This is a genomic window from Arthrobacter sp. JZ12 (assembly GCF_035189165.1).
GTDB lineage: Bacteria > Actinomycetota > Actinomycetes > Actinomycetales > Micrococcaceae > Arthrobacter_D.
This window is the reverse complement of sequence record NZ_CP045246.1, coordinates 1,903,113-1,927,485: the sequence shown is the minus strand read 5'-3', so window position 1 is coordinate 1,927,485 and position 24,373 is coordinate 1,903,113. Positions and strand designations below refer to the sequence as shown.

Here is a 24,373-nt window from a genome sequence, read left to right as displayed (position 1 = left end):
ATGCTAGCCCTGCGGATTCCGGCTAGTGGGACGGGCTGGATGGTGCGTTCAGCTGTCCTTCCGTGCCTGGTGGGCTTGTTCGCGCACCGAAGAAAGGCTGAGGTCCGGCCGCCCCCCAATGGTGGTCACGACACGCGAGGCTGCTACGGCGGCCCACCATGCAGCGGCAACAGGTTCTTCGCCCTCGAGCAGCGCGACGGTCAAAGCGGCAATGAAGGCGTCCCCGGCGCCGGTGGGGTCCACCTCGTCCTCTTCAAGGAACGGCAGTTCCACGTGTCCCTCGTGCCAGGCCACCACGTTCCCGCCCGTCGGGACGGCCAGGGCCACAATGTCGGGTCCTTCGGCCAGCAGGGTCCTGGCGGCGTCGATTGTCTGGTCCAGGTCCTGCGGTTGCCAGCCTACGAGCGCTTCGGTCTCGGCAGCGTCGGCACGTACCACGTCGGCATGGTCGAGGACCTGCCGGCGCGTGTCCTCGTCGGAGGGCGCGCCGTCGGCCACCACCAACGCCGCTCCGGCTGCGGCCGCATCGAGGGCGGCAAGCAGCGCAGCCTGCGGCTGTTGCAGCTGCACCAGGACGGCAGCCGCGCTCTTCAACCGCGCCTCACTGTGACGGATGTCCTGCTCCGAAAGCAGCACGCGGTCATCGACATCTTCGAGCAGCCGACGTACGCCGTGCGGTTCGACGACGTCAACCAGCAGCGCGGTGGGGGCTCCGCTTCGCCGCACTACACCGTCAATCCCGATTCCGTTGGCAGCAGCCTCCCGCAGTACTTCCTGGCCCGCGTAGTCTTCGCCGACGACGCCGATCAGCTCGACGTCCGCGCCTAATTGCACGCACGCCACAGCCTGGTTGGCGCCTTTCCCACCCAGCAGCTCCCGTCGGTTCAGCACTGGGGTGGAACCGCCTTCGTCCGGCATTCGGTCGATCTGAAGCACGAGGTCCCGCGCGACCTGACCGACCACAACAACCCTGCCCACGCATCTCCTCCTGGCTTTGCTCCTGGTCCGGCGTTCCCCATGCCATCACGGAATCGCGGGCTGGAACAGGGCCCCCAGCCCGTGCACGACCGGGGCGAGCTCACCCGCTCAGTCAGGATCCGGCGTCGGCCGCGTCAATTGCCCTGTCGGTGAGGATAGGCATGAGGGCAAGCAGCGCGAGGGTAAGGAGGCCCATGATTGCGAACATGACCTGCAGGCCGAACCAGTGCGCAAGAAGACCGCCGGCCGCCGCACCGAGGGGCATGGTGCCCCAGGCCAGCAGCCGGTACGCGCTGTTGACCCGCCCCAGCAACCGGTCGGGCGCGATGCGTTGACGCAGCGACACGGTGATGACGTTCCACAGCATGATGAGAATTCCGCCCACGAAGAAGAGCGCTCCGAGGACATACGGGTTGTCGCTCAGCGCCGGCGCACCAACGAAGAGGGAGCCGCCGACGATTGTCAGCGCGAGCAGCCTCGAGCGACCGAAGAATCGCTCGGCCCATTCCGCAAGGAATGAACCGATGAAGGAACCCGCCGCGGAGGCCGTCAACAGGATCCCGAAACCCACGTCCGAAAGTCGCATGGCCGACGTCGGGCCGACAGCGAAGAGCACAAATAGTGCGAAGGCTGCGCTGGCAGCGAAGTTGAAGGTACCGGTCATGACGGCAAGCGTGCGGAGAATCTTCTGATTCCAGAGGAAGCGCAGTCCTTCCGCGATGTCGTAGCGCAGGGTTGTCTTCTGCTCCCGCTCGATGCGGAACTTTCCGCCGACCAGGAACAGGGCTCCGACGGCGGCGAGCCACAGCGCGGCCGGGACGAGGAACCCGGCAATCACGCCGGCTGCGAGCAGCAGCCCTCCCAACGGCGGACCGATGAACTGGTTGGTGGTGAGCTCGACGGCGTAGAGCCTGCCATTCGCGCGGGAGAGCTGATCCCGGTGCACCAGTTGCGGCATGATCGACTGCGCGGACGTGTCATACAGGGTCTCGGCAAGTCCGACCAGAAGGGCGACAACATAGAGCGCCCAGATCGATTCGAGGTTTAGGAGGATGACGCCCACCAGCAGTGCGGGCAGCGCAGCACGGGTGAGGTTGGCGATGAGCATGAGGCGGCGCCGGTCCAGCCGGTCCGCCAGTGCACCCGCCGTCAGGGCGAAGAGCAGCCATGGCAGTGTGGCCACGAAAGCGAGGCCGGCGATGAGGCTCGGAGACTGCGTGTACTGGATGGCCAGCAGGGGCAGCGCGATCTTGAATACGCCGTCGGCAAGATTTGACAGGCCGGAAGACGTCCACAGCTTCCAGTAGGGAGAACCGAGCGGCGCCTTGGTGGGTTCAGCCTGGACGAAGTCGCGAGCCATGAGGGAACAGTCCCACAGTGATTGGGGGAACTCAAGGGGTGAGACGGGCCCGTCCCGCATCCCAGCCGACTCACATCTGCCCTCGCTACCATGGCACAGTGTCCATCCAGCAGGGAGATTTCGCTTGACTACCCAGTACTATCCCGCCGATGAACCGCCGCGGCCGGCCAGGAGAAGACGCCCACTGAGAACGACGGCGGTGGTCCTGCTTACGCTGTTCGCCACGGTAGCGGTGCTGGTCGGCGGGTTCGTCATCGCGCTCGCCGTCGCCTTCGACGCAAGAACCTCCACCATCGACCCGGCCTTCCCGGACCAGTCAGTTCGCCCTGAACGTTCGGCGGCCGCTGAGGGAGCCCGAAATATCCTGCTGCTGGGAAGCGACGCCCGCGCGGCCGAAGGCACGGGCTCGGACGCCCCGGAGGACTCCCGCTTCGACACCATGATGCTGCTGCACCTTCCGGCGGACCGGGACAACGTGTACGTCATGTCCATCATGCGCGATACGTGGACCGAGATTCCCGGCCACGGCGAGCAGAAGATCAACGCCGCAATGTCCCTCGGGGGGATGCCGCTGGTCGTCCAGACCGTGGAAACCATGCTCGACGAGCCGATTGACCACGTGGCGATTGTGGACTTCGAGGGCTTCAAGGGCCTGACGGACGCGCTCGGCGGCGTGACGGTGGACAATCCCGGAGCGTTCCAGTCGGAAGGCAGCAGCGGCGAGTACTTCGAGCAGGGCCCGATTACGCTCGACGGCGACTCTGCCCTGAAGTTCGTCCGCGAACGTTATGCCTTCAGTGACGGCGACTACCAGCGGGTGCAGAACCAGCAGCTCTTCATCAAGGGCATCATGTCCGAACTGCTCAGCGCCCAGACTCTCGCTAATCCGGTGAAGCTGGCCCGGGTGGTCTGGGACATGTCGCCCTACCTGAGCGTGGATGAGGACTTCGGAGCAGTAACGCTGGGATCACCCGCCCTGGGCATGTGGCAGGTCCGGGCAGACGACGTTCAGTTCTTCACGCTGCCCAACCTCGGCGTGGGCACGGCTCCGGACGGACAGTCCATCGTGGTGAAGGACGACGCCGCACTGGCAGAGATCGCCCGGGCCCTGGATCAGGGGTCCTTGCGCGATTACGTGTCGTCGACCGGCGTTGGTGGGTAGCGTGCTTCATCGCGCCGCGCAGGGCAGTCAGGGTGCAGGACAGGATCCGTCCGGACTGACCGGGTGGATCACCGACGTCATGAGCGCGCTCGGTGAGCCCGGCGTCGGTGTCCTGGTGTTCCTCGAAACCGTGTTTCCGCCGATTCCGAGTGAGGTTGTCCTGCCCCTCGCGGGCTTCCTGGCGCAGCAGGGCCGTATGCAGGTACTGCTGGTTCTGGCGCTCGCCACGCTCGCCAGCTACCTCGGCGCCGTGCTGTTGTACGGGCTGGGGGCACGCCTCGGCGAGGAGCGGGTGGTGAACGTCCTGTCAAAGCTGCCGCTGGTGGACCGCGAGGACTTCGAGCGTTCAGCCCGCTGGTTCGAGCGGCACGGACGGGCGGCCGTGTTCTTCGGGCGTCTCATCCCCGGAGTTCGGAGCCTCATCTCCCTGCCCGCAGGAGCCGAACACATGCCGCTTGGCACCTTCACGGTTTTCACGGTGGCCGGCAGCCTGCTGTGGAACCTGTTGCTTGTGGGGTTCGGGTTTCTCCTCGGAACCCAGTACCACCTGGTGGACCGCTACTCCCAGTATCTCGACGTTGTGCTCTACGTAGCCCTGGCCGCCTTCGTCGGCTGGCTGATCATTCGGCGGGTACGACGGCGGCGCCATCCCTGACCTGCGCCGTTCGTGCGATGCGTTCTCCACAACCTTGGGCCGGGTTGTCGGCAGCGCCAAGTACGGTGGAAGCATGCCACTCACCGTCGCCCAGTTGAGCGAATCCGCGCTCCTTGAGCGGGTTATCCCGCGCCTCAGATCCGGACCGGCGTCCCGGGATACCGTGATTCTCGGTCCGGGAGATGACGCCGCTATCCTTGCTGCTCCGGATGGCCGCGTAGTGGTGTCGATCGATACCCAGGTGCAGGATCTCGATTTCAGACTGCGGTGGCCCAATGGATACCGCACCACCGGTTTCGACGTCGGTTGGAAAGCGGCCGCACAGAATCTCAGCGATATCAACGCGATGGGCGCCAGAGCCACCTCGCTCGTGGTGAGCCTCACCCTTCCCGGCATCACCGAGGTCGAGTGGGTGGAGGATCTCGCTGACGGGCTGTCGGCGGCCATTCGCGAGCTCGGCGCGGAAGGCTGCGCTGTGGCCGGCGGAGACCTCGGAACCGGGACCGAGATCTCCGTAACCGCTGCTGTGACTGGGTCCCTGGAGGGCCGCGCGCCTATCCTTCGTTCCGGCGCACGGCCGGGCGACTTCGTCGTGCTTGCAGGGACGGTGGGTTGGGCCGCCGCAGGGCTCGCCCTCCTGGAATCGGATCATCAGCAGCAGACGTTGCCGGCGGAGCTGGCGGTCGTTGTCGAGCGGCAGTGCCGCCCGCGCCCACCGTTGCAGGCGGGGCCTATGGCAGCACTCGCCGGCGTCAGTGCCATGTTGGATATTTCGGACGGACTGGTGAAGGACGCTCAGCGACTCGCGCTGGCCAGTTCCGTCCACATCGACCTGGATCAAGCGGCACTGAAGCGGTTGGCGGAACCGCTTCGCCCGGCGGCGGAACTCCTGCGCACGGATCCGATGGATTGGGTGCTCGGCGGGGGAGAGGACCACGGACTGCTGGCAACGGTTAATCCAACTGTTATGCCGGTGACAGGCTTCACTACGGTAGGCTCGGTAGAGGCCGGGCCCGCCGAAGTGACCGTCGGGTCACAGTCTCCAGCCAACCTGGGATGGGATCACTTTGCAGACTAAAATCACCGCGAACGCTGCTGCGATGAAGCGATGGTTGAGCAAAGCTGAAGAGTCCCTCGGTAACCACAGCGATCGGCTGAATGCCATCAATATCTTTCCCGTGGCCGACGGCGACACCGGGACCAACCTCTATCTCACGGTCCGGGCAGCCGCGCAGGCTGCGGCTCACCTCGACACTCCTGATCTCGGCGAACTCCTGAAGACTGCCGGGCAGGCGGCAATGGAAGATGCGCGGGGTAATTCAGGCACGCTGTTCGCAGTTTTCCTCACTGCCATGGCAGAACCGCTGCAGGGAGCGTCGCGCCTCTCGGGGCCGCTGCTTGCCACTGCCCTGAACCGGGCGCAGATCCGCAGCTGGTCCGCCCTGAGTGATCCGGTGCCCGGCACCATGCTCTCCGTCCTGGAAGCCTCCGCCAATGGCGCGGCAATGGTGGATCAGGCGAACCAGGGAGATGACAGCAACCACGCGCTCGCCCTGACGCTGCAGGGCGCGGTGGAAGCGGCGCTTGAAGCCGTGGTCAACACCGAAAGCCAGCTCGGCGCCCTAACGGAAGCGCAGGTCGTGGACGCGGGAGGCGTCGGTTTCCTGCTCATCATGGATGCATTGCGGGCGGCATCGCTCGGCGAGGAACTCAGGGACGAACTGCTTGACGGGCTGCACGGTTACGATGTGCAGGCACCCCATATCCACGCTGCCATGCCCGCCGAGGGCGTGGAAGTGATGTGCACAATCAACCTCAGCCCCCTGGATGCCGCTACCCTCCGGCTGCACCTCGATGAGCTGGGGGACTCGGTCATCATGAGTGCGGTGACGGAAGTCGAGGAAGGGTATCGCTGGCGCGTGCACGTACACGTGCCGGACGCCGCTCCTGCCCTGAAGCTCATTGAGGAAGCAGGCCAGCCCAGCCACATCTCCGTAACGCAGCTTTCCGGCGTCGGCACCATCGCTCCGCAATAGCCTGCCGCTGCCACGGCGAAGGCTCCGCGCAGGTAATTCAGGCGGTGGCCGCGAGATCCTGTTCGGACGCGCCGCTCGCCAGCAGGCCGTCGCGAGCTGCGTTGATCACACCCACCAGCGCCGCCCGCAGGTCAGCCTCCGAGAAATCCTCGCCGCCAAAGGTGAAATGCTCGCCCTGCTGCACCTCCTCGAGCAGGAGCCTGCCGGCGTCGGTGAGGGTCACAAAGGTGACGCGGCGGTCGGTGTCACTCTTGACACGGGTCACCAGCTCGCGTGCTTCCAGGCGCTCCAATGCCTTACCTACGGTCTGGGCTTGAACTCGGACGGTGCGCGCAAGCTTCACCTGGCTCATGGTGCCAACCGTGGCGAGAACTTTCAGGATTGTTACACCGGAATGAGTGACGCCGATACTGCGGAGCCGCTCGTTGTCACGGTTTTCGTTGAGCCGGGCTGCCGTGCTCAGCAGTCGACTCGTTGACCAATGCGAAGTTTCCATGCCTCAACCTTCTGACCCCAGAGAGCTGCCTCACTGATCGGGCAGCCCGTATGAAGAACCGGTGGTACGACACCGGCGGCGCCGCTCACCGGAAAGCTTCATTTCGTGCGAGTATCCGTGGACGGTGTGAAGGGCGCTTAGTGAAGTATCCTATGCGATGAAAGTTGATAGTTGAACAAATGAAGCGGAGGGGTCGTGGGGGAATCTGTTTCCGTCGAAACCGACGAAGAGACCCTCGACCCTTCATCGGGGGAAAGAACGCCGGACACGGCCGAACGGCGCTCCCTCATGGAGGAACTGCAGGACCTGATCCTTTCCACGTCTGACATGCAGGAGTTCCTCAACGAACTCGCGGTGCTCTCAGCCCGAAGCCTTTCCGGGGAGGAGGGGGACGTCCTGTGCGGAATAACCCTGCTTCGCCGGCGCCGCGCGGCAACAGTGGCCTACAGCACGGCCGAGGCCAAGAGCCTCGACGAACTCCAGTACGACTTTCAGGAGGGGCCCTGCCTGTCCGCTGCGGAGGAGCAGCAAACCATCGTGGTGGAGGATTTCCGTACTGATGCCCGCTGGCCCGAGTATTCGAACGCCGTTTCCAGCCACGGTGTCCGGTCCATCCTGTCGGCGCCCTTCACCATCGGCACCGGAGCCCGGGCGGCCATGAACCTCTATTCCCACCGGCCGGCCACGTTCCGGAAGGAGTCGGTGATCTTCGCTGAAGCCTACGCGCATCAGGTTTCCAAGGGGCTCGAGCTCGCGCTTCGAATGGCACGCTACAGCGAGGAAGCCCGCAACCGGAGCCGGGCGATGGAGTCACGCACCGAGATCGACGTTGCCGTAGGCATAGTGATGGCTCAGAACCGCTGCTCCCAGGCTGAGGCGTTCGAGATGCTGCAACGTGCATCGAGCACCCGGAATGTGAAGCTTCGGGTTGTGGCGGCCGAGATTGTGCAGCGCGTGTCCGGCAGTTCCCCTACCACCCACTTCGACGACTAGCGGTCCGGGCAATGGGGAACAGCACCATGGAGAACAGGAGCCCGGCCGAGCTCTCGACGCCCCTGAGCACGAAGATAGTCAGCTCCCGGATCGTGAAGGCTTTGGGAGAAAGCCTTGGCATTCACACTGTGGGCCAGCTTCTCAACCATTTTCCGCGAACATACCTCTCAACGGGTGAGCTGACTCCGCTGGCGGAGCTTCCACTGGATGAGGAGGTGACGATTGTCGCGCGAGTCCAGTCCTCGAACTCGCGCCGTATGCGCGCCCGCAAGGGCATGCTTCTGGATGTGGTTATCACCGACGACGACGACGGCCGGCTGGGCACCATGCACCTTACCTTCTTCAACGGCTACTCCGCAGAGCGGCAGCTGGTGCCGGGCACGCGGGCCATCTTCTCGGGGAAGACCGGCAGCTACCGCGGCCGGCTCACCCTCACCAACCCCCGCTTTTCCTTGCTGGGGGAGGGGGACGAGCTGAGTGAGCACCACCTGCGGCCGAAGGCGGTGTACCCGGCTTCGGATGCGATCAGCAGCGAAACGATCGGATTGTGCGTCGGGGAGATGCTGGACGCGCTCGTGCACTCCCAACTGAATGACCCGATCCCGCTCTCCATCCTGAGGCGTGATCGCCTCATGAATATCACTCAGGCCTATGAGGCCATTCACAGGCCGCACGAGGTTGAAGACGCTTATCGCGCCCAGCACCGGTTTCGGTACCAGGAGGCGTTGGTACTGCAGACGGCCCTGGCGCGGCGGCATGCCGAAATCCGGGCGGAGGAGGCGACCGCGCGTCCGCCTCGAACCGGCGGCCTACTGGACCAGTTCGACGCCGCACTGCCCTTTCCACTCACGGACGGCCAGAAGTCGGTTGGCGAGGAGTTGACTGCTGACCTTGCGGCAGCACACCCGATGAACCGGCTGCTTCAGGGCGAGGTGGGCTCGGGCAAAACACTGGTGGCGCTTCGCGCGATGCTTCAGGTCATCGATGCGGGCGGACAGGCCGCTTTGCTTGCGCCAACCGAGGTGCTGGCGGCCCAGCACTACCAGTCCATCACCCGCACCCTGGGTCCTCTGGCGGAAGGAGGCATGCTCGGGGGTGCGGTGGACGGCACCCAGGTTGTGCTCCTCACAGGCTCGATGACGACGTCGCAGCGACGGCAGGCGCTGCTTGCTGCGGCGTCAGGAGATGCCGGGATCGTCATCGGAACACATGCTCTGCTGTCCGAGAACGTCCAATTCTTCGACCTGGGGCTCGTCGTCGTCGACGAGCAGCACCGTTTCGGTGTGGAGCAGCGCGACGCCCTGCGTGCAAAGGCGGCAGCCTCTCCGCACATGCTGGTCATGACAGCTACGCCCATTCCCAGAACCGTTGCAATGACGGTGTTTGGCGATCTTGACGTCTCGACCCTGACGGAGCTGCCGGCGGGCCGGGCTCCCATCGCGACGCACGTTGTCGGCCTTTCCGAGAATCCCCGCTGGATCGGCCGGGTGTGGGCACGGGCAAGGGAGGAGATCGACGCCGGACGCCAGGTGTACGTCGTCTGTCCGAAGATCGGTGCATCCCAGATGGAGCCTGACAGCGCCGATGCCCTCGAGCTCTACGAGGGTACGCCGTCGAACCGGCAGGAACTTACCTCGGTGACAGAGCTGTTTGACTCGTTGGGCGAGGTGGGGGATCTGGACGGCATCAGCATGGGGGTCCTGCACGGCCGCCTGGATCCCGTCGAGAAGGCAGCCACCATGAGCGGATTCAACGACGGAAGAATCAATCTGTTGGTCTCGACCACTGTTATCGAAGTGGGCGTGGACGTTCCCAACGCCACACTCATGGTGATCATGGACGCCGACCGGTTCGGTATCTCGCAGCTGCATCAGCTGCGGGGGCGGATCGGGCGAGGGGGACATGCCGGAACGTGCCTGCTGGTCACCCAGCTTGAACCCGAGCACCCGAGCAGGGAGCGGCTGGAAGCCGTCGCCTCCACCACTGACGGTTTCGAACTGTCGCAGAAGGACCTGGAGCTGCGGCGGGAAGGCGACATCCTTGGTGCTTCACAATCCGGTGGACGATCTGCACTGCGTTTTCTCAAGGTCATTCAGCACGCAGGGGTCATAGAGAAAGCGCGCCAGGACGCTCAGGCCCTTGTTGAAGGCGACCCGGAACTGGCGAATCATCCCGAACTGCTGGAGGCCCTCGACCTTTATCTCAACGCGGAGAAGGAGGCCTTCCTCGAACGCGGGTGATCGGCTGCCTTGATAGGCAAAGCTGAGTCGAGGAAGCTCGGTCAAGGAAGCTGGAGTCAGGAAGCGCGTGACCGGGTCTTGCGGGCTTTCGCTGCCGGAGTCAGTCGGAATCGCGAACGCTCTGACGCGGGAATCAGGGCCGCCCACTGCGGGTGTCCCACGAGGTAACCCCGGACAACGGGGCAGAACGGCATCACGGCGAGGCGCCGCCGGTGCAGATTCTCCAGTACGTTGCCTATGAAGTAACTGTCGAGCCGGGACCTCTTGAAGCGCTGTTCCAGTGTGGTGTGGAGCAGCCAGACCTGTCCCTGCCGGGTCTCGTATTGCAGGTGGCCGACGTTCTCGCCGTCGACATACAGTTCGAAGCGGCTGAGCTTCATATTGTCGCGCACCGCCGTCCGCAGCTTCGGTGATGTTGCGGATGATCGCACGTCCATGTGAACTCCCAGTGAGTAGTGCTGATGAGGCTCACTGCTGAACCGTAGGAACAACTATAGCGACAATCAGTAGGCTGACAAATCGCTTGCTATGCCAGGTGCTTCGGCTATGTCCAATGACGTCACGCTACGCCGGAGGCGATATGGCGCAGGCTCAATTCGTCGCAGACAGCCTGGTAGCGCTCCATGGCGCGAAGATCCGGAGAGTCGGAGTCGAGTTCGATGAAGAGTGAGTCGCAGAGCTCAGTAAGGCGGCATGCGGTTTCAGCTGAGAGATCGGACGGGAAGTCGTCGTCGTAGTCGAAATCCTGGTCAAGGTCCAGGGCGAGCTCCGCTTCGAGAAGGGGACCGGAGTCAAGAGCGGGCATCATGCGCAAGGGCGATTGAGCGTCCATAGTGGTGGCACTCCCACAAGTAGGTCTTACTGTGGCTCGCTGCTGAACCTGCAGTCAGTCTAGCTCTCTCTGTATTGGCTGCAACCCTGTCGCAACAGTCCTTCCAAAAAAATTGATAAGCATGCTTCCAATTCGGTTCGGCGTATGCATAACCTTGAGCCACCAAGGTGCTTCGAGAGAGGCCTCTGGAAACCCAAACGCAAGGAGATGACATGATCACGCAGGAACACATTGACCGCATCCTTGACGGCAACGGCAACGTTATCGACCAGGACGGTAACAAGATTGGATCCGCGGGGCAGGTCTACGTGGACGACAATTCCGGTCAGCCGAGCTGGGTTACGGTGAAGACCGGACTCTTCGGAACCTCCGAGTCATTCGCCCCGCTGCAGGGCGCCTCCATGGAGGGCGACGATGTGCGCATCGCCTACACGAAGGATCAGGTCAAGGACGCACCGAAGATCGACCCGGACCAGAACCTGAGCGAAGCTGAGGAAGAAGAACTCTACCGCCACTACAGCCTTAGCCGTGCCGGGTACGACGCCGATGGCGGCCGGGGAGACTACGACACCACGACCGGTACCACCGGTACCACCGGCTTCACCGACCGGGGGGACGCCTCTTACGGGACCACCGATCGGGACCCGTATGACGCCGACCGCGGTGATCTGACCGTGGACCGCGGCACGGCAGGAACAGTTGGGCACGACACCTCCGGCCCGACCACCGACGATGCGATGACGCGTTCCGAGGAGCAGCTCCGTGTCGGAACCGAGAGCAGGGAAGCTGGCAGGGCGCGTCTGCGTAAGTACGTCGTCACTGAGAACGTGACGCAAACGGTTCCGGTTCAGCGCGAGGAAGTGCGCGTGGAGCGCGAGCCCATCACCGACGCGAACAGGGATGCAGCCCTCAGTGGTCCTGACATCAGCGAGGAGGAGCACGAGGTAACCCTCCGCGAGGAGCGGCCCGTGGTCGAGAAGGAAGCCGTTCCGGTGGAGCGTGTGCGTCTCGACAAGGACGTGGTGACCGAGCACCACACGGTCAACGAGGAAGTGCGGAAGGAACAGATCGACACCGAGGGGACGGACGACACCCGCCGCGGACTCTGATCCTGAACCGGCGAGCCGGCCATGAAGGAAGGCTGGATCCGCCGGGCGCTTCGCTGGTTGGATGCCGGGCGGTCGGAAAGCAACTTTCCGGCCGCCCGGTCTTCACCGGGAGCCCAGGACGATCCGTACACCGATGCACCAAAACTCACCTCCGCGCAGCTCTGTCGAGCGTGGCGGGTCAGTTTCCTGGCGGTCGTCAGAGCCGGAACACCCGCTGAGCTTGAAGCACTGGCCGCAAAGCGGCGCGCCTACCTGGTTGAGCTGGAAAAGCGCAATCCGCGCGGCTTTCAGGCCTGGTTGGATACCGCCCCGGGAGCCTCAAGCGATCCGGAGCCCTACCTGCTTGACGAGTACGATTCGGATCGCCGCGGGTCCGGTGCGTAACCCTGTCTCAGCGCGCAGGATGCGCTGTGACCACGACGTTCTTGCCCCAGGGATCCTCGGTGTAGCAGCTGATGAGGACTAGCCGGTTGGGTGCAATTTCCCAAATGACGCTGTCTTTCAGCGTGTCCTTGTTCTCTGTGGTGATGGAATCAACCACATAGCGGAGCTCTCCCTTGGCAGTCTGGACCACAACGTCGTCGCCGACCTTCACCGAGTCGCTGAGGCGGTTGAAGGGGGCGTCCCGGTCCTCCCAGCTGTGGCCGGTGATGTAAGTGGTGTCCGTCGAGCCCTGTCCCGGCATTCCGTAGGGAGTCAGCCAATACCCGTCCAGGGTGAAAGGCGGAACCAGGGATTGCGACGCTTTGTCCGCTGCGGACGGCGTAAGCGGCAAGACCGCAACGTCGATCCCGGCGGATTCGACCGTCAGGTGCACAGGGGCAGCAGCAGGCGTACGGACTTCGTCCCGAACGGACGCTGGTGACGTCGGCTTGGACGTAGGTGGGGCGGTTGCAGTTGCAGTTGCAGTTGCAGTTGCAACGGACGTTGGCATGGCTGCTGCCTCTGCCTCCTGCCCATCCCGCAGGTGAGGTGCCAATCCGCCACTGAGTGCAGTCGCGGTACCGAGTGCAACCACCACGACTGCCCCCGCCAACCAGATCCGCAGCCGCGGTCCGGAAGCAGGGGCAGTCGTACTTTTTGATTCGGTCATCTGTCGAAAACGGGTTCCGTAGGGATGGACTACTGTGCCTGTCGGCGACGAACCACCAGCGCAGTGGCGCCGGCTGCCGCACCGAGCCCGGCCAGACCGGCAAGCAGGCCGAGATTGGCAGGGGCGGTTGCATCGACGTCGTTGGCTGCGGTCTGGATGTTCAGCCCGCGCTGCTGCTGCTGGGGAGCCGGGGTGGTGGCGACCGGAGCAGCCACAACAGCCGCAGCCGAGCAGGCGGCGATGGCTGCGTCGGCAAGCGTGAGCAGCCGCTCCGGGTCTGCGCCCTCCGTCAGGCCAAGCGCTACGACTGTATCGTCGAGCGAGGCGAGCGTGTCATCCGCCTGAGCTTCGAGGGCGAGGATCTCGTTATACCCCGGCGCGAGCCGTGCAGCAGCATCGTATACACCTTGAGCCGCGAGATATGCGTCCATCGCTTTCTTGTGAGCGTCTTCGGCTTCAGCTACAACGGTTTCTGCGTCGGAGTAGGCGGGGTCGGCTAGATCGGTTGCTTTCAGTGACGTCTTCGCAATTTCGAGCGCAATCTCGGCATCGCTTGCCGCTTCTCCAGCAGCATTTAGAGCGGCAATCTCATTCTCGAGGAACAAGTCGAAGGCTGCGTACAAGGGATCGAGCTGAGCGATGATGGCTTCGAAGGAGATGATGACCGTGCGCACTTGGTTCGCCAGGTTGATGTCGACCGTGGCAACACCCAGTTCCGTCTTGAGGGCGGTCTCGGCGGCGACGCACTCCGGAGACCCGGGAGCTGCGGACGCAGGAGCAGCACCGATGATCGAGCCGGTCAGGAGCAGGGCTGAAGCGCCTACGGTGAGCAGGCAGGAGCGAGTATTCATCTGTGTTCTTTCGTGAAAGCTCTCAAGTCCCCTTGAGCGGCGCGCGCCGGACGCATTTTCGCTGACGCGGCTGCTTTTCGGCTCGGCTAATTTGACCACGGAAGGCGGCGCGCCGCCAGTACATTCGCCAGTACATTAAAGTGTTTCTTCATGAGTCGAATCATTGCCGGGGCCGCGGGAGGAACCACCCTGACCAGCGTGCCCGGTCAAGGGACTCGGCCAACCACCGATCGCGTCAAGGAAGCCTTATTCTCCCGGCTCGACGCGTACAACGCGATCGAGGGTGCGCACGTGCTGGACCTGTTCGCAGGTTCGGGTTCCCTCGGCGTAGAAGCTGCCAGCAGGGGAGCGGCCTCGGTGGACCTCGTTGAGATGTCGGAGCGCGCCGCCGGAGCCTGCAGGGCGAACGCAGACACCGTCAACCGTGTGCTCGGCTGGACCTGCGTGCGGGTGCATCGCACCAAGGCTGAAACCTACCTCGGCAGGGTCCCCGAAGATGAGACCTGGGACCTGGTCCTGATGGATCCGCCCTACCCGCTGGAGGATGAGGCAGTGATGAGCATCCTTGCCGGCCTGGCGCCGCACCTTGCCGAGGCGGCCGTCGTCGTGCTTGAACGCTCCTCCCGCGCGCACGAGCCGGCGTGGCCTGCCGGCCTCGAAAGGTTCGCCGAGAAAAAGTACGGCGAGACACGGCTCTGGTACCTGGAGCCCGCCTAACCTCCGACGCCTCTTCTGAGGACGATCAGCACGGGAACGACCGCCGAATCTCATCTTTCTCTCATCTTCAGTTCATCTGTGCCCCATCTGGCGTCCGTACCGTTTTTCCAGAAGTTCCCAAATGTTTCCGGAACGGTTGACGGGAAGAGTCGGCAAAAAGGAGCGGGAACGCCTGGTACTCATCGGCAAGGGGCGGTCATCATGCGGTTATCAGTTATTGGATGCGGTTATCTGGGGGCAGTGCATGCCGCGTGCATGGCCAAGCTCGGACACGACGTGGTGGGTGTCGACGTCGATGCCTCCAAGGTCGCCCGGCTGAACGCCGGTGAGGCGCCCTTCTTCGAGCCCGGGCTGCCGGAGCTCCTGCGGGAATCGCTGGGATCGGGGCGCCTGCGTTTCTCCACGGAGATGGCGGACGTCGCAGGATCCGCTGTTCACTTCATCGCTGTGGGCACTCCGCAGAAGCGGAATGAGAACGGAGCTGACCTCAGCCACGTCTATGCCGGGGTGGATGCCCTTCTTCCCTATCTGCGTGAGGGTGACCTCGTCGTCGGAAAGTCCACCGTACCGGTGGGCACGGCACGGGACCTGGCAGCACGCATTGCCGAGCGCTGTCCGTCAGCGGATCTGGCCTGGAACCCGGAATTCCTTCGCGAGGGGTTCGCGGTGAAGGACACTCTTGAGCCGGACCGCCTCGTCTACGGACTTGCTGACCCCGCCAGTGGCGTCCACCTCATGCTCGACGAGATCTACGCGCAGGCGCTCGCTGACGGTCGGCCTCGACTGATCATGGACTACGAAACCGCGGAGCTAGTGAAGGTTTCTGCAAATGCCTTCCTGGCGACCAAGATCTCCTTCATCAACGCCATGGCTGAGGTGTGCGAGGCGACAGGCGCCGATGTGTCCGTGCTCGCCGATGCCATCGGGCACGACGCCCGGATTGGGCGGAAGTTCCTCAACGCGGGCCTCGGATTCGGTGGGGGATGCCTGCCCAAGGACATCCGGGCTTTCATGGCTCGGGCGGGGGAGCTCGGCGCCGACCAGGCCCTGACCTTCCTGCGGGAAGTCGATTCGATCAATATGCGCAGGCGGGCAAGGATGGTGGACCTGACCAGGGAGGTCTGCGGAGGTTCCCTGCTGGGACAGCGGGTAGCGGTGCTTGGGCTGGCTTTCAAACCGAATTCCGATGATGTGCGCGATTCGCCTGCCTTGAGCGTCGCGGCGCAGTTGCAGCTGCAGGGTGCCTCAGTGACGGCGACCGATCCCGAGGCGGTGCCCAATGCGTCCCGCCGCTTCCCGGACCTGACGTACACCACGTCCATCGAGGACGCGGTGACCCACGCAGACGCAGTGATCGTGCTGACCGAGTGGGAGCAATACCGGACGCTTGATCCCGCCGTACTGGGGAGCCTGGTCGCCCGTCCCGCAATAGTGGATGGGCGCAACTGCCTGGAGCCGGAACGTTGGCGTGACGCCGGCTGGACGTACCGCGCGCTCGGCCGGCCGCGGGCCGCCTCGGCTGTGCCGGTCGCCGGCCGGTCGGTCGGATTACCGCAGGCTGCTGCGGGCGCCACCTTGTCCAGATAGAGCCAGCTGTACGGAAGGGTTGGGCCGGAGCGGAGGGCTTTACTGGTCCGGATCTGACCGCCGGCTGAAGCGGCGCGCCAGGTCAAAGATCGCCCCGCCTCCGAGAACGATCGAGCCCGCCACCGCAGCAAGCATCAGATAGAGCCATACGACGCTGCCGACCGCGTTGTTCGAGTCTTTGAGCATCTCGAACCATTCGAGCGAGCCGCCGATCCAGAAGCCGGCCACGGCGAGCAGTACCAGCAGCGATGGCGCACAATCCCACCGAAGTAGCGCGCGGGATGTGCTTCCTAAACCCTGTAGTGGTTTCGAATCCTCAAACTGTTGCAGCCCCATGCGATCCAGTATTCAACAGCAAGCTGACTAATTCTCGTTTCTTGACCGTGTCGTTAGCCGATTGGAACGGCGTCGTAATCGAATGACTGCTTATGTCGCGCGCCCAGACGACGCTCAAGCTCGTCAAACCAGAGTGCGGCGGTGTGTTGGTACGGGGGCCGGAAGGCATACAGGCAGGCAAGGCGCAGTGCCGTCGCAGCGGCGTAAGCCTCGAAGCGCGAGGGAGGAACCTTCAGGTGATCGGCGACGTCGTGGATGCGGATTTTTGCTGTCGACGCTGCGTCCCGCGACAGCAACCCTTGAGCAACCCGGAAGTCCAGGTGTACCGAGATGTTCGCAAGGTCCAGCGCAGGTTCGGCGATCGCCAGGGTATCGCAGTCGATGATTCCGACGGTTCCGGCAGCAGCGTCCATAAGCAGCTGCTTGTCGTGGAGATCCCGGTGCGCTGTCTGTGCGGGGGATACGCCCGATGCAAGCTTCCCGACGATGGTCGAGAGGGCGTTTCCTAGGCGCTCGGCGGGAACATTCAGTGCTGTATGGACGGCTGCAAGGCCGGCCCACTTCGCCACCGTACGGATCTCGTCCTCGGCGCCGTACCGCCCCGCCTGCCCACCTGCACCGGCCCCCGACCGGACGAAGCCGGGCCAGCGCCCAGCCCAGAGGTCCCAGGCACTCTCCCACTCACGCAAATAATCACGTAAAACCGGCGCGCGCCCATCAGAGCGCGCTGACACGGTTCGCTGTCCAAGCTCGTGCAGACTCGTGCCCGGGACAGCAGTGAGGGTGACGCTGTGCTGGTCGGCGGTAACGACGTCGGGCGCTGTCAGCCCTGAATCCGACAACGCGGTGAGGACAGTCAGATGCGCGGAGGCTACACCGGCGGCCTTCTCACCGGCGAGGAACTTTCTGTACTGCCCCCCAACCCGCACGACGGCCCGGCGCTTGTACCGGTGCACGAGCAGTTCACCGCCCGCCACTGCCGACTCCAGCCCGGGAAGGGACGGATCCACACCGTACGCAGCCAGGCGCGCTGTACCGCTCGCATCGACCATCCCGGCCCGCAGCCTGCCGGAACCGTTCTCGTGCCCCTCAAAGCTGAACCGGCCGTCCTCGCGGGGCCACGCGCGACGAATTTGAACGGTGATCCCGTACTCGTCCACAACCTGGTCGGGAACCGGCCTCATCCGAGTACCTCCTCGATTAGGGCCAGTCGGGCCTTCATTCGCTCGTGCCAGTCGGGCGTGCAGGCACGAAACGGTTCCCGCAGCCGGTCCAGGAGGTAAAACGCTGCCCACGCCACTACCTCGCACTCGCTGACTGTATTCGGTCCCGCCCCGTAGCCCTCCAACAGTGCCGCGGTTCGAGGAAGCGTGAGGGCGTCATCCGCCGTCGGGTGTTCCTCCGCGAGCAGTTCCACAGCGGCGAAGCTTCCCAGGTCCGCCGCCGCCGCGCCATAAGTGCACCTCTCGAAGTCGATCAGCCGTATCCCATCACTGCCAACCAGCACCTGGTCGGAAGAAAAGTCGCCATGCACGACGGCGGCGCGCCCGGGATACCGTAGCTTCGCTTCCAGCCGGTCCGCCACGCGCACCAAGCGGCCTAACTGTTCGGGCATGATTGTCGCGTTTTCATGAACCAGCGGGTGGAGTCGCCCGGCGATAGGCCGCCACGTCGGCGTCCGGCTGATGGGTGGCTGGCGATGCAGGAGGGCCAGGGCTCTGCCCGCTGCCTCCGACGCCGTGACCGCGCACGGAAGCGGAACCGTACCGAGATCGCCCTCGCCGTACCAGGGAAGGTACTCAAGCTGGCCACCGCGGGGCAGGATCGCCGGCGAAGCGCTGTCGTCGAAGGGCACAAGGACCGGGACGCCGTTGGACCTCAGCCGTTCCAGCACCGCCGGCGATGCGCCGGCCCGTTTTCCGGCGCGGACCTTGCCGACCAGATTCAAGCCGCCATTCAACCCGGTACTGAACACGACCCGTCGGAACGGGTTGTACTTCAGCACCCGGGTGTGGGGAGCGGGAAACAGCTCACCATGGCTTCGGAACGGGCGCAGTGCTGCGAACAGCTTGGGATCCAGCGCGATCGGACCGGTGACCAGCACTCCGTCGTCGAACTCATGACGACCCAGCTCCAGGCCGTGGGCGAGCGCACGATCAAAAGTCTTCTCCAGCTTGTCAGACGCACTCCTGCTGTATGCCGCTACCCAACCGGCTCCTTCGTCATCGTGCAGGCGGGCAACGGCGGATACGCCTCGCTTCCAGCGCAGGTGACCGGCCCGCACGGGCCGCCCGACGAGGTGACTCAACGCAGCCGGGTCGAAGAAGAGGTCGACCGGGCTCAGGTCCGGATCGAGGCGGGTGGCGAGATTGCTCACTGCACGCTCCCCAGTGCAATCGGCCGCACTACTGTGCCCTCACTTGAGCTTCGCTGCTCTGCAACCCAGCGGGCAAACAGGGGGAAGCGCATCAGTTCGTCCGGCGAGCCGTCAAGCAGGACGCGTCCGTCCTCCAGCCAGACGATCCGGTCACACTGCAGGGCGACGGAGGCCTCGTGGGTGACAGTGACGGCGGTCCGCCCCTCCGTCAGTGATGCGAGGGCCTTGAGAACCTCGGTGCGGGCGTCGTGGTCCAGCCCCGTCGTGACCTCGTCGAGTAGGACCACGGGCGCACCGCGCAGAATGGCACGGGCAATGGCGATCCGCTGCCGCTGGCCGCCCGAGAGGGTACCGCCGCGCTCGCCGACGGCCGTGTCGTACCCCTCGGCGAACGCGGTGATGAAGCGGTCCGCCTGAGCGAGCCGGGCAGCATCCTCAACCTCTTCGTCGGTGGCCGACAGCCTCCCGTAGCGAATGTTCTCCCGGATCGTTCCGGTAAACAGCACGGCATCCTGAAGCACAAGACTGACCTTCGACCGGAGGGAGCCCAGCGTGATGTCCCGCAGATTCACTCCGTCAAGGTGCACTGACCCCTGCTGCGGGTCCATAGTCCGCACCAGAAGGGACAGCAGGGTCGACTTCCCCGACCCGGAGGGCCCAACGATCGCGGTGTTGCGCCCTTCCTGCAGATGAAGCGTGAGGTCCGAAAGCACCTGATGGTTGCCATACGATGCCGAAACGTTGCGGAACTCGAGTTCTCCCCACACCCGTCCGAGCGGCATGGCCGTGGGGGAGTCGGCGATCTCGACACTCTCCTCCAGCAACTCGGCGACGCGCTCGCCGGAGGCGGTAGCCCGAGCGATCCGGCCGGTGTACTTGGCCAGGTCCCGCAGCGGCTTCATAGCCGTCTTCAGGTACATCAGGAACAGGACCAGGTCGCCCGGGGTGAGCGCACCCTCCACTACGCGCCATCCGCCTCCAGCGAGTACGACGGCGGTAGCAACGCCGACAATGACGTCCGTCCTGCGCTCCAGCGCCGCCGCAAGGCGCCGGGCGCGGACTCCATCCTTCAGAGTTTTCTGGTTGCTGCTGCCAAACCTGTCGGCAAGCGCTCCCTCGAGGCCGTAGGTCTGGACCACGCGAATGGCACCGAGACTCTCCTGTGCGGTATTGGCCAGCGATCCTTCGCCCTTCCGGGTCCTGCGTGCGGCGACCGTGATCTTGTCGGTGCTGAGCCGGGACAGGAGCAGGAAGACGACGCAGGCAGCCAGGACCACGAGCGCGAGCAGGGGGTCAAGCCAGAACATGACCCCTGCCATGGCCACGAGCGTGATGCAGTTGGCGAGAAGCGGCATACCGGCAGTGACGGCCACTTCCTGAAGCTTGCCGACGTCGCCGACGAGGCGCTGGACTGTGTCGCCGGTTCGGTTCGTTGCATGGAACCGGGCGGACAGCGCCTGGACGTGATCGAAGACCCGGCCCCGCAACCGAGTGGCGACCCTGGACCCGACGAGCGCGAAGGCCAGGGTCGCGAAGAAGTTGCAGAGTGCCCGCATACCGGTCAGGACTATGAGGGCAGCACCGCAGATCAGCAGCAGTAAGCCGGAAGCGTCGGGACCCGTTCCTGCAAGGTCAGCCCCCAGGCTGCGGGTCACAGCATCCACCACTACCTTCACCGGCCAGGGCTCGAGCACCCGAAAGGCAACCTCGCACAACAGGACCACGACGCCGCCGGCCATCAACAGGCCCTGGCCCCCGAGGTGCGGAGTGATGATCCCAATGGTCCGGCGGAGTGCGCTGCGCTCCTTCTTCACGCGACAACCTCCGCCGTGATCCGATCCAGGACGATGTCCCAGCTGTGATTCTCGAGCGCCTGACGGCGAGCCGCCGAGGACATGGCTGCCCGCGCCAGCGGGGCGGCTACGAGTTCATCGATAGACCGGGCCAACGCCCGCGAATTTGAAGGTTCGACGAGGAGCCCGGTGACGCCGTCGTCGATGATTCCCGGCACCTGCCCGACCCGTGACGCGACAACGGGTAGTCCTGCTGCGCAGTACTCATAGATCTTGAGCGGCGAGAAGTACTGACCGTCGTCGTCAGGGGTACGGGGATAGGGTGCGGCCGCCAACGCACAGCCGGCAAGGAGCCCGGGAACGCTCTCGGGCGCAACGGCGCCGGTGAACTCGACATCCGCTCCGAGAGAAGACGCTAGGCTCCGAAGCTTGTCACCCTGGGGTCCGTCGCCAACTACCCGTACGCTCCACTGCCTCGTACCGAGTGCCTGTGCCTCGATCAGCTGTTCGACACCGTGCCAGGGCTTGAGAGTTCCTACGAACGCAACGACGGGCTTGCCCGAGGCTTCCGCCGCAGGTCTGATTCGCGAGACGTTCACCCCGTTCGCCACGGTCCGGACGCGTGCGTGGTGTTCCTGGTCCACTCGTTCGCGTACCCAGCCGGCGACCGGGTCCGACACGCAAACCGTCCGGGTCGCGGCGGCCACCTGTGCCTGCAGGAAACGAAGGGCGGCAGACTCATCGTGCAGGGTCCGGTGAATCCGCTGTTCGTCGATGAGGGGCGCGTTTACCTCGAGGAAGCCGGGAATCCCAAGCTGCGATGTCACTCGGGCCAAAGCGTCGCTGAACAGGGAATAGCGTTCGTAGACGACGTCGGCGCCGTCAACAATGATCTTTCGCGCCAGCGACTCGGCTGCTGCGGCCTGGGCTCTTTCCCGCTCGGGTCCCTTCCCACGGACGGGCTCGGTGACCACGCGGACGTCTGCAAGATCTACGGGGATGTCTGTTCCGATGCGCGTGCAGTAGAGTGTGACCTCTGCTTCACGTCCTCGCCAGGCGCGCACAATCTCCTGGACGTGGACGGATGCGCCTTTGGTACCGAAAACCGGCACACCCGGGTCTACGCAGAGGTAGGCAACGCGCTTCATGGCGTCACCGGCTCGAAATCGGCCTGCGTCTCGAAATCCGCCTGCGTCTCGAAATCGGCCTGACCCAGCGTTGTGACGGGCCGCAGGCGGATGGGCTGGGCCACTCCATTGCCTGAGCAGAGCGTCCTCAGCTGCGCGGACTGGCTGCGTGAGTCGAAGCGGGCCTCGATCAGCTGACGCGCTGCCTTTGCAGCGGCCACACGGTTGAATGTTTCCCCCGCCGCGGTGCGCAGGGCCGCGATCAGATCATCGACGTTGCCTGAGCGCGTGAGCAGGCCTGTGGATGCACCGGTTCCGCGGTGGCCGAGAACCTCCGGAATCCCCGTGACATCCGAGCCGATGCAGACAACCCCCATGGCCATGGCTTCGAGCAGCACAGTGGGAAGACCGTCTGCATTTCCATCCTGCCCGACGACGCACGGGGCAGCGAATACGTCGGCCCAGCGAAGCAGGTCGATGACCTCACTCTGGGTCCGGGGGCCCAGCAGGGTGACGAACTGCTCAAGCCCATAGAGCTTCACCTGCTGGGCGAGATCGTCAGCCAGCTCCCCGCCACCGGCGATACGCAGCTCCACCTGTGCGCCCGAGCGAACCAGGGCGCTGACGGCGCTGATCAACAATCCAAAGCCCTTTTTCTCCACCAGGCGCCCGACTGCGGCAATACGGAAGGGCGAGTGGACCGACCGAGGTTCCTCGAACGGGAACCGCTCCAGCTCCAGCCCGTTGTACACACGATGTAGCTTGTGGGCAGCAGCCGGCGCCAGGGCAGAGAGGTAAGCGAAGTTGTAGTCGCTCACGGTGATGGCGTGGTGCGCATCCTGCAGGAGCCGGATCAGTTCCTGGCTGTCGACGAGCTCATGGAAAATATCCTTCGCGTGGGCCGTGAAAGAGAATGGGACACCGGACAGACTGGACGCAATTCGGGCAGTCCGCGCGGCGATGGAACCGAAGTGGGCATGCAGGTGCGTAATTCCACGCTCGACCACGCGGGTTGCAAGGTCGATGCCCTGGTGCACTTCGGACGCTTCCGCCTCAACCAGCGAAGGCAGAAGGGCTGCGAACCGCGGACCGAAGTCCGGTATGACGCGCTGGGCAGCGGCGATGATGGGCCATCCCTCGGAGAGCTTCTGCGGGCGGGGAAGGTAGGTGACCGGCGCCTGCACGCGCGCCAGCTCGGGGTGGAAGCGGGGGTCGACGGGCGGGCGGAGGGAGAAAATCTCCAGATCCTCTCCTGCCGCTTCGCGTGCAAGGATCTCCGTAACGATGAAGGTTTCGGAAAAGCGCGGGTAGATTTTCAGCACGTACCCGATCCGCGGGGACTCAGACGGCTGCATGGTTTCTCCAGTCCGTGCGGTCCTTCGCTGCGGGGGACTGGCTTGAGTCCCCTACGAGCTGAGAGGCGAACTCGTAGGCGGAGGCAAGACCGTCGAGATTGACACCCGACCTCGGCACCTCCCGCCCCACAACATCCTTCAACCAACCGGCCAGAACGTTCGGCGTGAACTCCGCGGGATGGCAGAAGTCCAGTAACCCGCGGCGTGCCAGTCCCCGAGCCCGGATCAGTTGCTCGCAGCGGGGGTGTACCCGGGGAATGATCAGGGCAGGAGTGCCCGTGCTCATGATCTCGCAGACCGTGTTGTAGCCGCCCATCGATACGACCGCAGCGGCGGACTGGATTTCGGCCAGCCCGTCCCGCACGGATGACACCACCCGTGTTCCGGGCTGTGCCACCGCCTCCACCCGTGTTCGGTGATCCTTGGGCATTTGCGGGCCGGTGATGATCAGATGCTCGTAGCCGCTCGGGACCGGAGCGCGTGCGGCAGTGAGTGTGAGTTCCAGGCCGTCAGACCCGCCTCCCGCCATGGTGACAATGTAGGGAAGACGTGTTCCGCCTGTTCGACGTCGGGCGGTCCGGCCCGCCGAAAGGTAGCCGGTGTATCGGATGAGCGCGGAAAGACCGCGCGGTATCTCGCCGCTCTGCACCGGATTGTGCACGGACGGATCACCGTAGACCCAGAGTTCGTCGAAGATGCGCCGCACCTTCTCGAGATCAAGCGCTTCCCATTCCCGACGCGCAACTGACGGCCGGTCGAGGACTTCCCGAAGCCCGAGGACAATGCGGCATCCCGGCCGTTTCCGGCGCAGGCGCTCAAGCCCCTTGGCCAACTCTTCGTCAACGCCGAACGGGTGCCTGTCCACGATCACCAGATGCGGCCGGAAGTCCTCCAGAATCACCGCTGTCAGCGACGAACGCACTTTCACCACCCTTTTCTGCCCGACCGCCAGGTTCCGTGGAACATATCCCGCCGGGCTCTTGGCGATGGCCGGAATGAGGAGCCAGTCCCAGCCGGGAGGTGCCTCGAAGCGTGTGGCTCCCACTACGCCGGTGACCAGGACGCCGCTGACAAGCCGCCCGGATTCGGCGAAGCTGCTGGTCAGCGCATGGGCGAGGGCGAGGTTTCGACGGGCATGACCCAATCCCTGCGAATCGTGCGAGTACAGGATGACGCGGAGCGCTCCCCGTTCTTTCGGTTCCATCCCAGGCCCAACCTTCCCCAGCGGCTCAGCGTGTAGGTGCCGCAGGTCTCCCATTTAGCCAGCCGGCCATGA

At 64.6% G+C, this 24,373-nt stretch carries 24 protein-coding genes; 10 read left to right on the top strand and 14 right to left on the bottom strand.

All coding sequences use genetic code 11. The features are described 5' to 3' along the window. Window positions 1-48 precede the first annotated feature (48 nt). Both GC088_RS08950 and GC088_RS08945 read right to left on the bottom strand, forming a co-directional pair. Window positions 49-978, bottom strand: coding sequence for a PfkB family carbohydrate kinase (locus tag GC088_RS08950; RefSeq protein WP_323958664.1), 930 nt, complete (start codon window positions 976-978; stop codon window positions 49-51). A 112-nt stretch (window positions 979-1,090) separates the two neighbouring features. Next, window positions 1,091-2,338 carry an MFS transporter gene (locus tag GC088_RS08945; RefSeq protein ID WP_323958663.1) on the bottom strand — a complete coding sequence of 416 codons (1,248 nt, stop codon included), beginning with the start codon at window positions 2,336-2,338 and terminating at the stop codon, window positions 1,091-1,093. 124 nt (window positions 2,339-2,462) lie between these two features. On the opposite strand from GC088_RS08945, the gene GC088_RS08940 reads away from it, so the two are divergent. The 4 genes from GC088_RS08940 (at window position 2,463) to GC088_RS08925 (ending at window position 6,191) form a co-directional block, all read left to right on the top strand. Next, window positions 2,463-3,500, top strand: coding sequence for an LCP family protein (locus tag GC088_RS08940; RefSeq protein WP_323958662.1), 1,038 nt, complete (start codon window positions 2,463-2,465; stop codon window positions 3,498-3,500). A 79-nt stretch (window positions 3,501-3,579) separates the two neighbouring features. Then, a complete protein-coding gene (locus GC088_RS08935; protein WP_323962019.1) occupies window positions 3,580-4,155 on the top strand; it encodes a DedA family protein in 576 nt (191 codons plus the stop codon). Between the two features lie 73 nt (window positions 4,156-4,228). After that, entirely contained in the window at window positions 4,229-5,233 is a 1,005-nt protein-coding gene (locus tag GC088_RS08930) for a thiamine-phosphate kinase (RefSeq protein WP_323958661.1), read from the top strand. 22 nt (window positions 5,234-5,255) lie between these two features. Next, window positions 5,256-6,191, top strand: coding sequence for a DAK2 domain-containing protein (locus tag GC088_RS08925; RefSeq protein WP_323958660.1), 936 nt, complete (start codon window positions 5,256-5,258; stop codon window positions 6,189-6,191). A gap of 37 nt (window positions 6,192-6,228) precedes the next feature. Here the strand turns inward: GC088_RS08925 and GC088_RS08920 are convergent, their stop codons facing one another. Next, on the bottom strand, window positions 6,229-6,687 hold the full coding sequence (locus tag GC088_RS08920) for a MarR family winged helix-turn-helix transcriptional regulator (RefSeq protein WP_323958659.1): 459 nt from the start codon (window positions 6,685-6,687) through the stop codon (window positions 6,229-6,231). A gap of 195 nt (window positions 6,688-6,882) precedes the next feature. Between GC088_RS08920 and GC088_RS08915 the strand changes: the two genes are divergently transcribed. Together GC088_RS08915 and GC088_RS08910 are read left to right on the top strand one after the other, a co-directional pair. Next, the gene (locus GC088_RS08915; RefSeq protein ID WP_323958658.1) at window positions 6,883-7,680 is read left to right on the top strand and encodes a GAF and ANTAR domain-containing protein; all 798 of its coding nucleotides are present in this window, start codon (window positions 6,883-6,885) and stop codon (window positions 7,678-7,680) included. A 26-nt stretch (window positions 7,681-7,706) separates the two neighbouring features. Next, the gene (locus GC088_RS08910; RefSeq protein ID WP_323958657.1) at window positions 7,707-9,920 is read left to right on the top strand and encodes an ATP-dependent DNA helicase RecG; all 2,214 of its coding nucleotides are present in this window, start codon (window positions 7,707-7,709) and stop codon (window positions 9,918-9,920) included. Between the two features lie 56 nt (window positions 9,921-9,976). Here GC088_RS08910 and GC088_RS08905 read toward each other — a convergent pair whose 3' ends face one another. Together GC088_RS08905 and GC088_RS08900 are read right to left on the bottom strand one after the other, a co-directional pair. After that, window positions 9,977-10,357 (bottom strand): GNAT family N-acetyltransferase, encoded by a 381-nt coding sequence (locus tag GC088_RS08905; RefSeq protein ID WP_323958656.1) that lies wholly within the window; start codon window positions 10,355-10,357, stop codon window positions 9,977-9,979. Window positions 10,358-10,479: 122 nt separating this feature from the next. Beyond that, the gene (locus GC088_RS08900) at window positions 10,480-10,752 is read right to left on the bottom strand and encodes a hypothetical protein (RefSeq protein WP_323958655.1); all 273 of its coding nucleotides are present in this window, start codon (window positions 10,750-10,752) and stop codon (window positions 10,480-10,482) included. Window positions 10,753-10,964: 212 nt separating this feature from the next. On the opposite strand from GC088_RS08900, the gene GC088_RS08895 reads away from it, so the two are divergent. Continuing rightward, window positions 10,965-11,861 carry a YsnF/AvaK domain-containing protein gene (locus GC088_RS08895; RefSeq protein ID WP_323958654.1) on the top strand — a complete coding sequence of 299 codons (897 nt, stop codon included), beginning with the start codon at window positions 10,965-10,967 and terminating at the stop codon, window positions 11,859-11,861. 21 nt (window positions 11,862-11,882) lie between these two features. Further along, window positions 11,883-12,245 carry a hypothetical protein gene (locus GC088_RS08890; RefSeq protein WP_323958653.1) on the top strand — a complete coding sequence of 121 codons (363 nt, stop codon included), beginning with the start codon at window positions 11,883-11,885 and terminating at the stop codon, window positions 12,243-12,245. Between the two features lie 7 nt (window positions 12,246-12,252). Here the strand turns inward: GC088_RS08890 and GC088_RS08885 are convergent, their stop codons facing one another. Both GC088_RS08885 and GC088_RS08880 read right to left on the bottom strand, forming a co-directional pair. After that, complete coding sequence (locus tag GC088_RS08885) at window positions 12,253-12,954, bottom strand: class F sortase (RefSeq protein ID WP_323958652.1); 702 nt, start codon at window positions 12,952-12,954, stop codon at window positions 12,253-12,255. 29 nt (window positions 12,955-12,983) lie between these two features. Continuing rightward, window positions 12,984-13,805 (bottom strand): hypothetical protein, encoded by an 822-nt coding sequence (locus tag GC088_RS08880; protein WP_323958651.1) that lies wholly within the window; start codon window positions 13,803-13,805, stop codon window positions 12,984-12,986. Between the two features lie 150 nt (window positions 13,806-13,955). Between GC088_RS08880 and rsmD the strand changes: the two genes are divergently transcribed. Both rsmD and GC088_RS08870 read left to right on the top strand, forming a co-directional pair. Continuing rightward, window positions 13,956-14,522 (top strand): 16S rRNA (guanine(966)-N(2))-methyltransferase RsmD, encoded by a 567-nt coding sequence (gene rsmD, locus GC088_RS08875; RefSeq protein ID WP_323958650.1) that lies wholly within the window; start codon window positions 13,956-13,958, stop codon window positions 14,520-14,522. Between the two features lie 201 nt (window positions 14,523-14,723). Next, window positions 14,724-16,109: a UDP-glucose dehydrogenase family protein gene (locus GC088_RS08870; RefSeq protein ID WP_323958649.1), complete on the top strand. Its 1,386-nt coding sequence runs from the start codon at window positions 14,724-14,726 to the stop codon at window positions 16,107-16,109. 39 nt (window positions 16,110-16,148) lie between these two features. On the opposite strand, the gene GC088_RS08865 is transcribed toward GC088_RS08870, so the two are convergent. The 7 genes from GC088_RS08865 to GC088_RS08835 are packed head-to-tail and all read right to left on the bottom strand — an operon-like array spanning window position 16,149 to window position 24,301. Then, complete coding sequence (locus tag GC088_RS08865) at window positions 16,149-16,445, bottom strand: hypothetical protein (RefSeq protein ID WP_323958648.1); 297 nt, start codon at window positions 16,443-16,445, stop codon at window positions 16,149-16,151. Between the two features lie 53 nt (window positions 16,446-16,498). Beyond that, on the bottom strand, window positions 16,499-17,629 hold the full coding sequence (locus GC088_RS08860; protein WP_323958647.1) for a hypothetical protein: 1,131 nt from the start codon (window positions 17,627-17,629) through the stop codon (window positions 16,499-16,501). Next, window positions 17,626-18,822: a phosphotransferase gene (locus GC088_RS08855; protein WP_323958646.1), complete on the bottom strand. Its 1,197-nt coding sequence runs from the start codon at window positions 18,820-18,822 to the stop codon at window positions 17,626-17,628. The genes GC088_RS08860 and GC088_RS08855 overlap by 4 nt, the downstream gene beginning before the upstream one ends. Beyond that, on the bottom strand, window positions 18,819-20,636 hold the full coding sequence (locus tag GC088_RS08850) for an ABC transporter ATP-binding protein (protein WP_323958645.1): 1,818 nt from the start codon (window positions 20,634-20,636) through the stop codon (window positions 18,819-18,821). The genes GC088_RS08855 and GC088_RS08850 overlap by 4 nt, the downstream gene beginning before the upstream one ends. Continuing rightward, complete coding sequence (locus GC088_RS08845; protein ID WP_323958644.1) at window positions 20,633-21,763, bottom strand: glycosyltransferase family 4 protein; 1,131 nt, start codon at window positions 21,761-21,763, stop codon at window positions 20,633-20,635. Before GC088_RS08845 ends, GC088_RS08850 begins: the two co-directional genes overlap by 4 nt. Further along, window positions 21,760-23,097 carry a glycosyltransferase family 4 protein gene (locus GC088_RS08840; protein ID WP_323958643.1) on the bottom strand — a complete coding sequence of 446 codons (1,338 nt, stop codon included), beginning with the start codon at window positions 23,095-23,097 and terminating at the stop codon, window positions 21,760-21,762. The genes GC088_RS08845 and GC088_RS08840 overlap by 4 nt, the downstream gene beginning before the upstream one ends. Next, window positions 23,084-24,301 carry a glycosyltransferase family protein gene (locus GC088_RS08835; RefSeq protein ID WP_323958642.1) on the bottom strand — a complete coding sequence of 406 codons (1,218 nt, stop codon included), beginning with the start codon at window positions 24,299-24,301 and terminating at the stop codon, window positions 23,084-23,086. The genes GC088_RS08840 and GC088_RS08835 overlap by 14 nt, the downstream gene beginning before the upstream one ends. Between the last annotated feature and the right edge of the window lie 72 nt (window positions 24,302-24,373).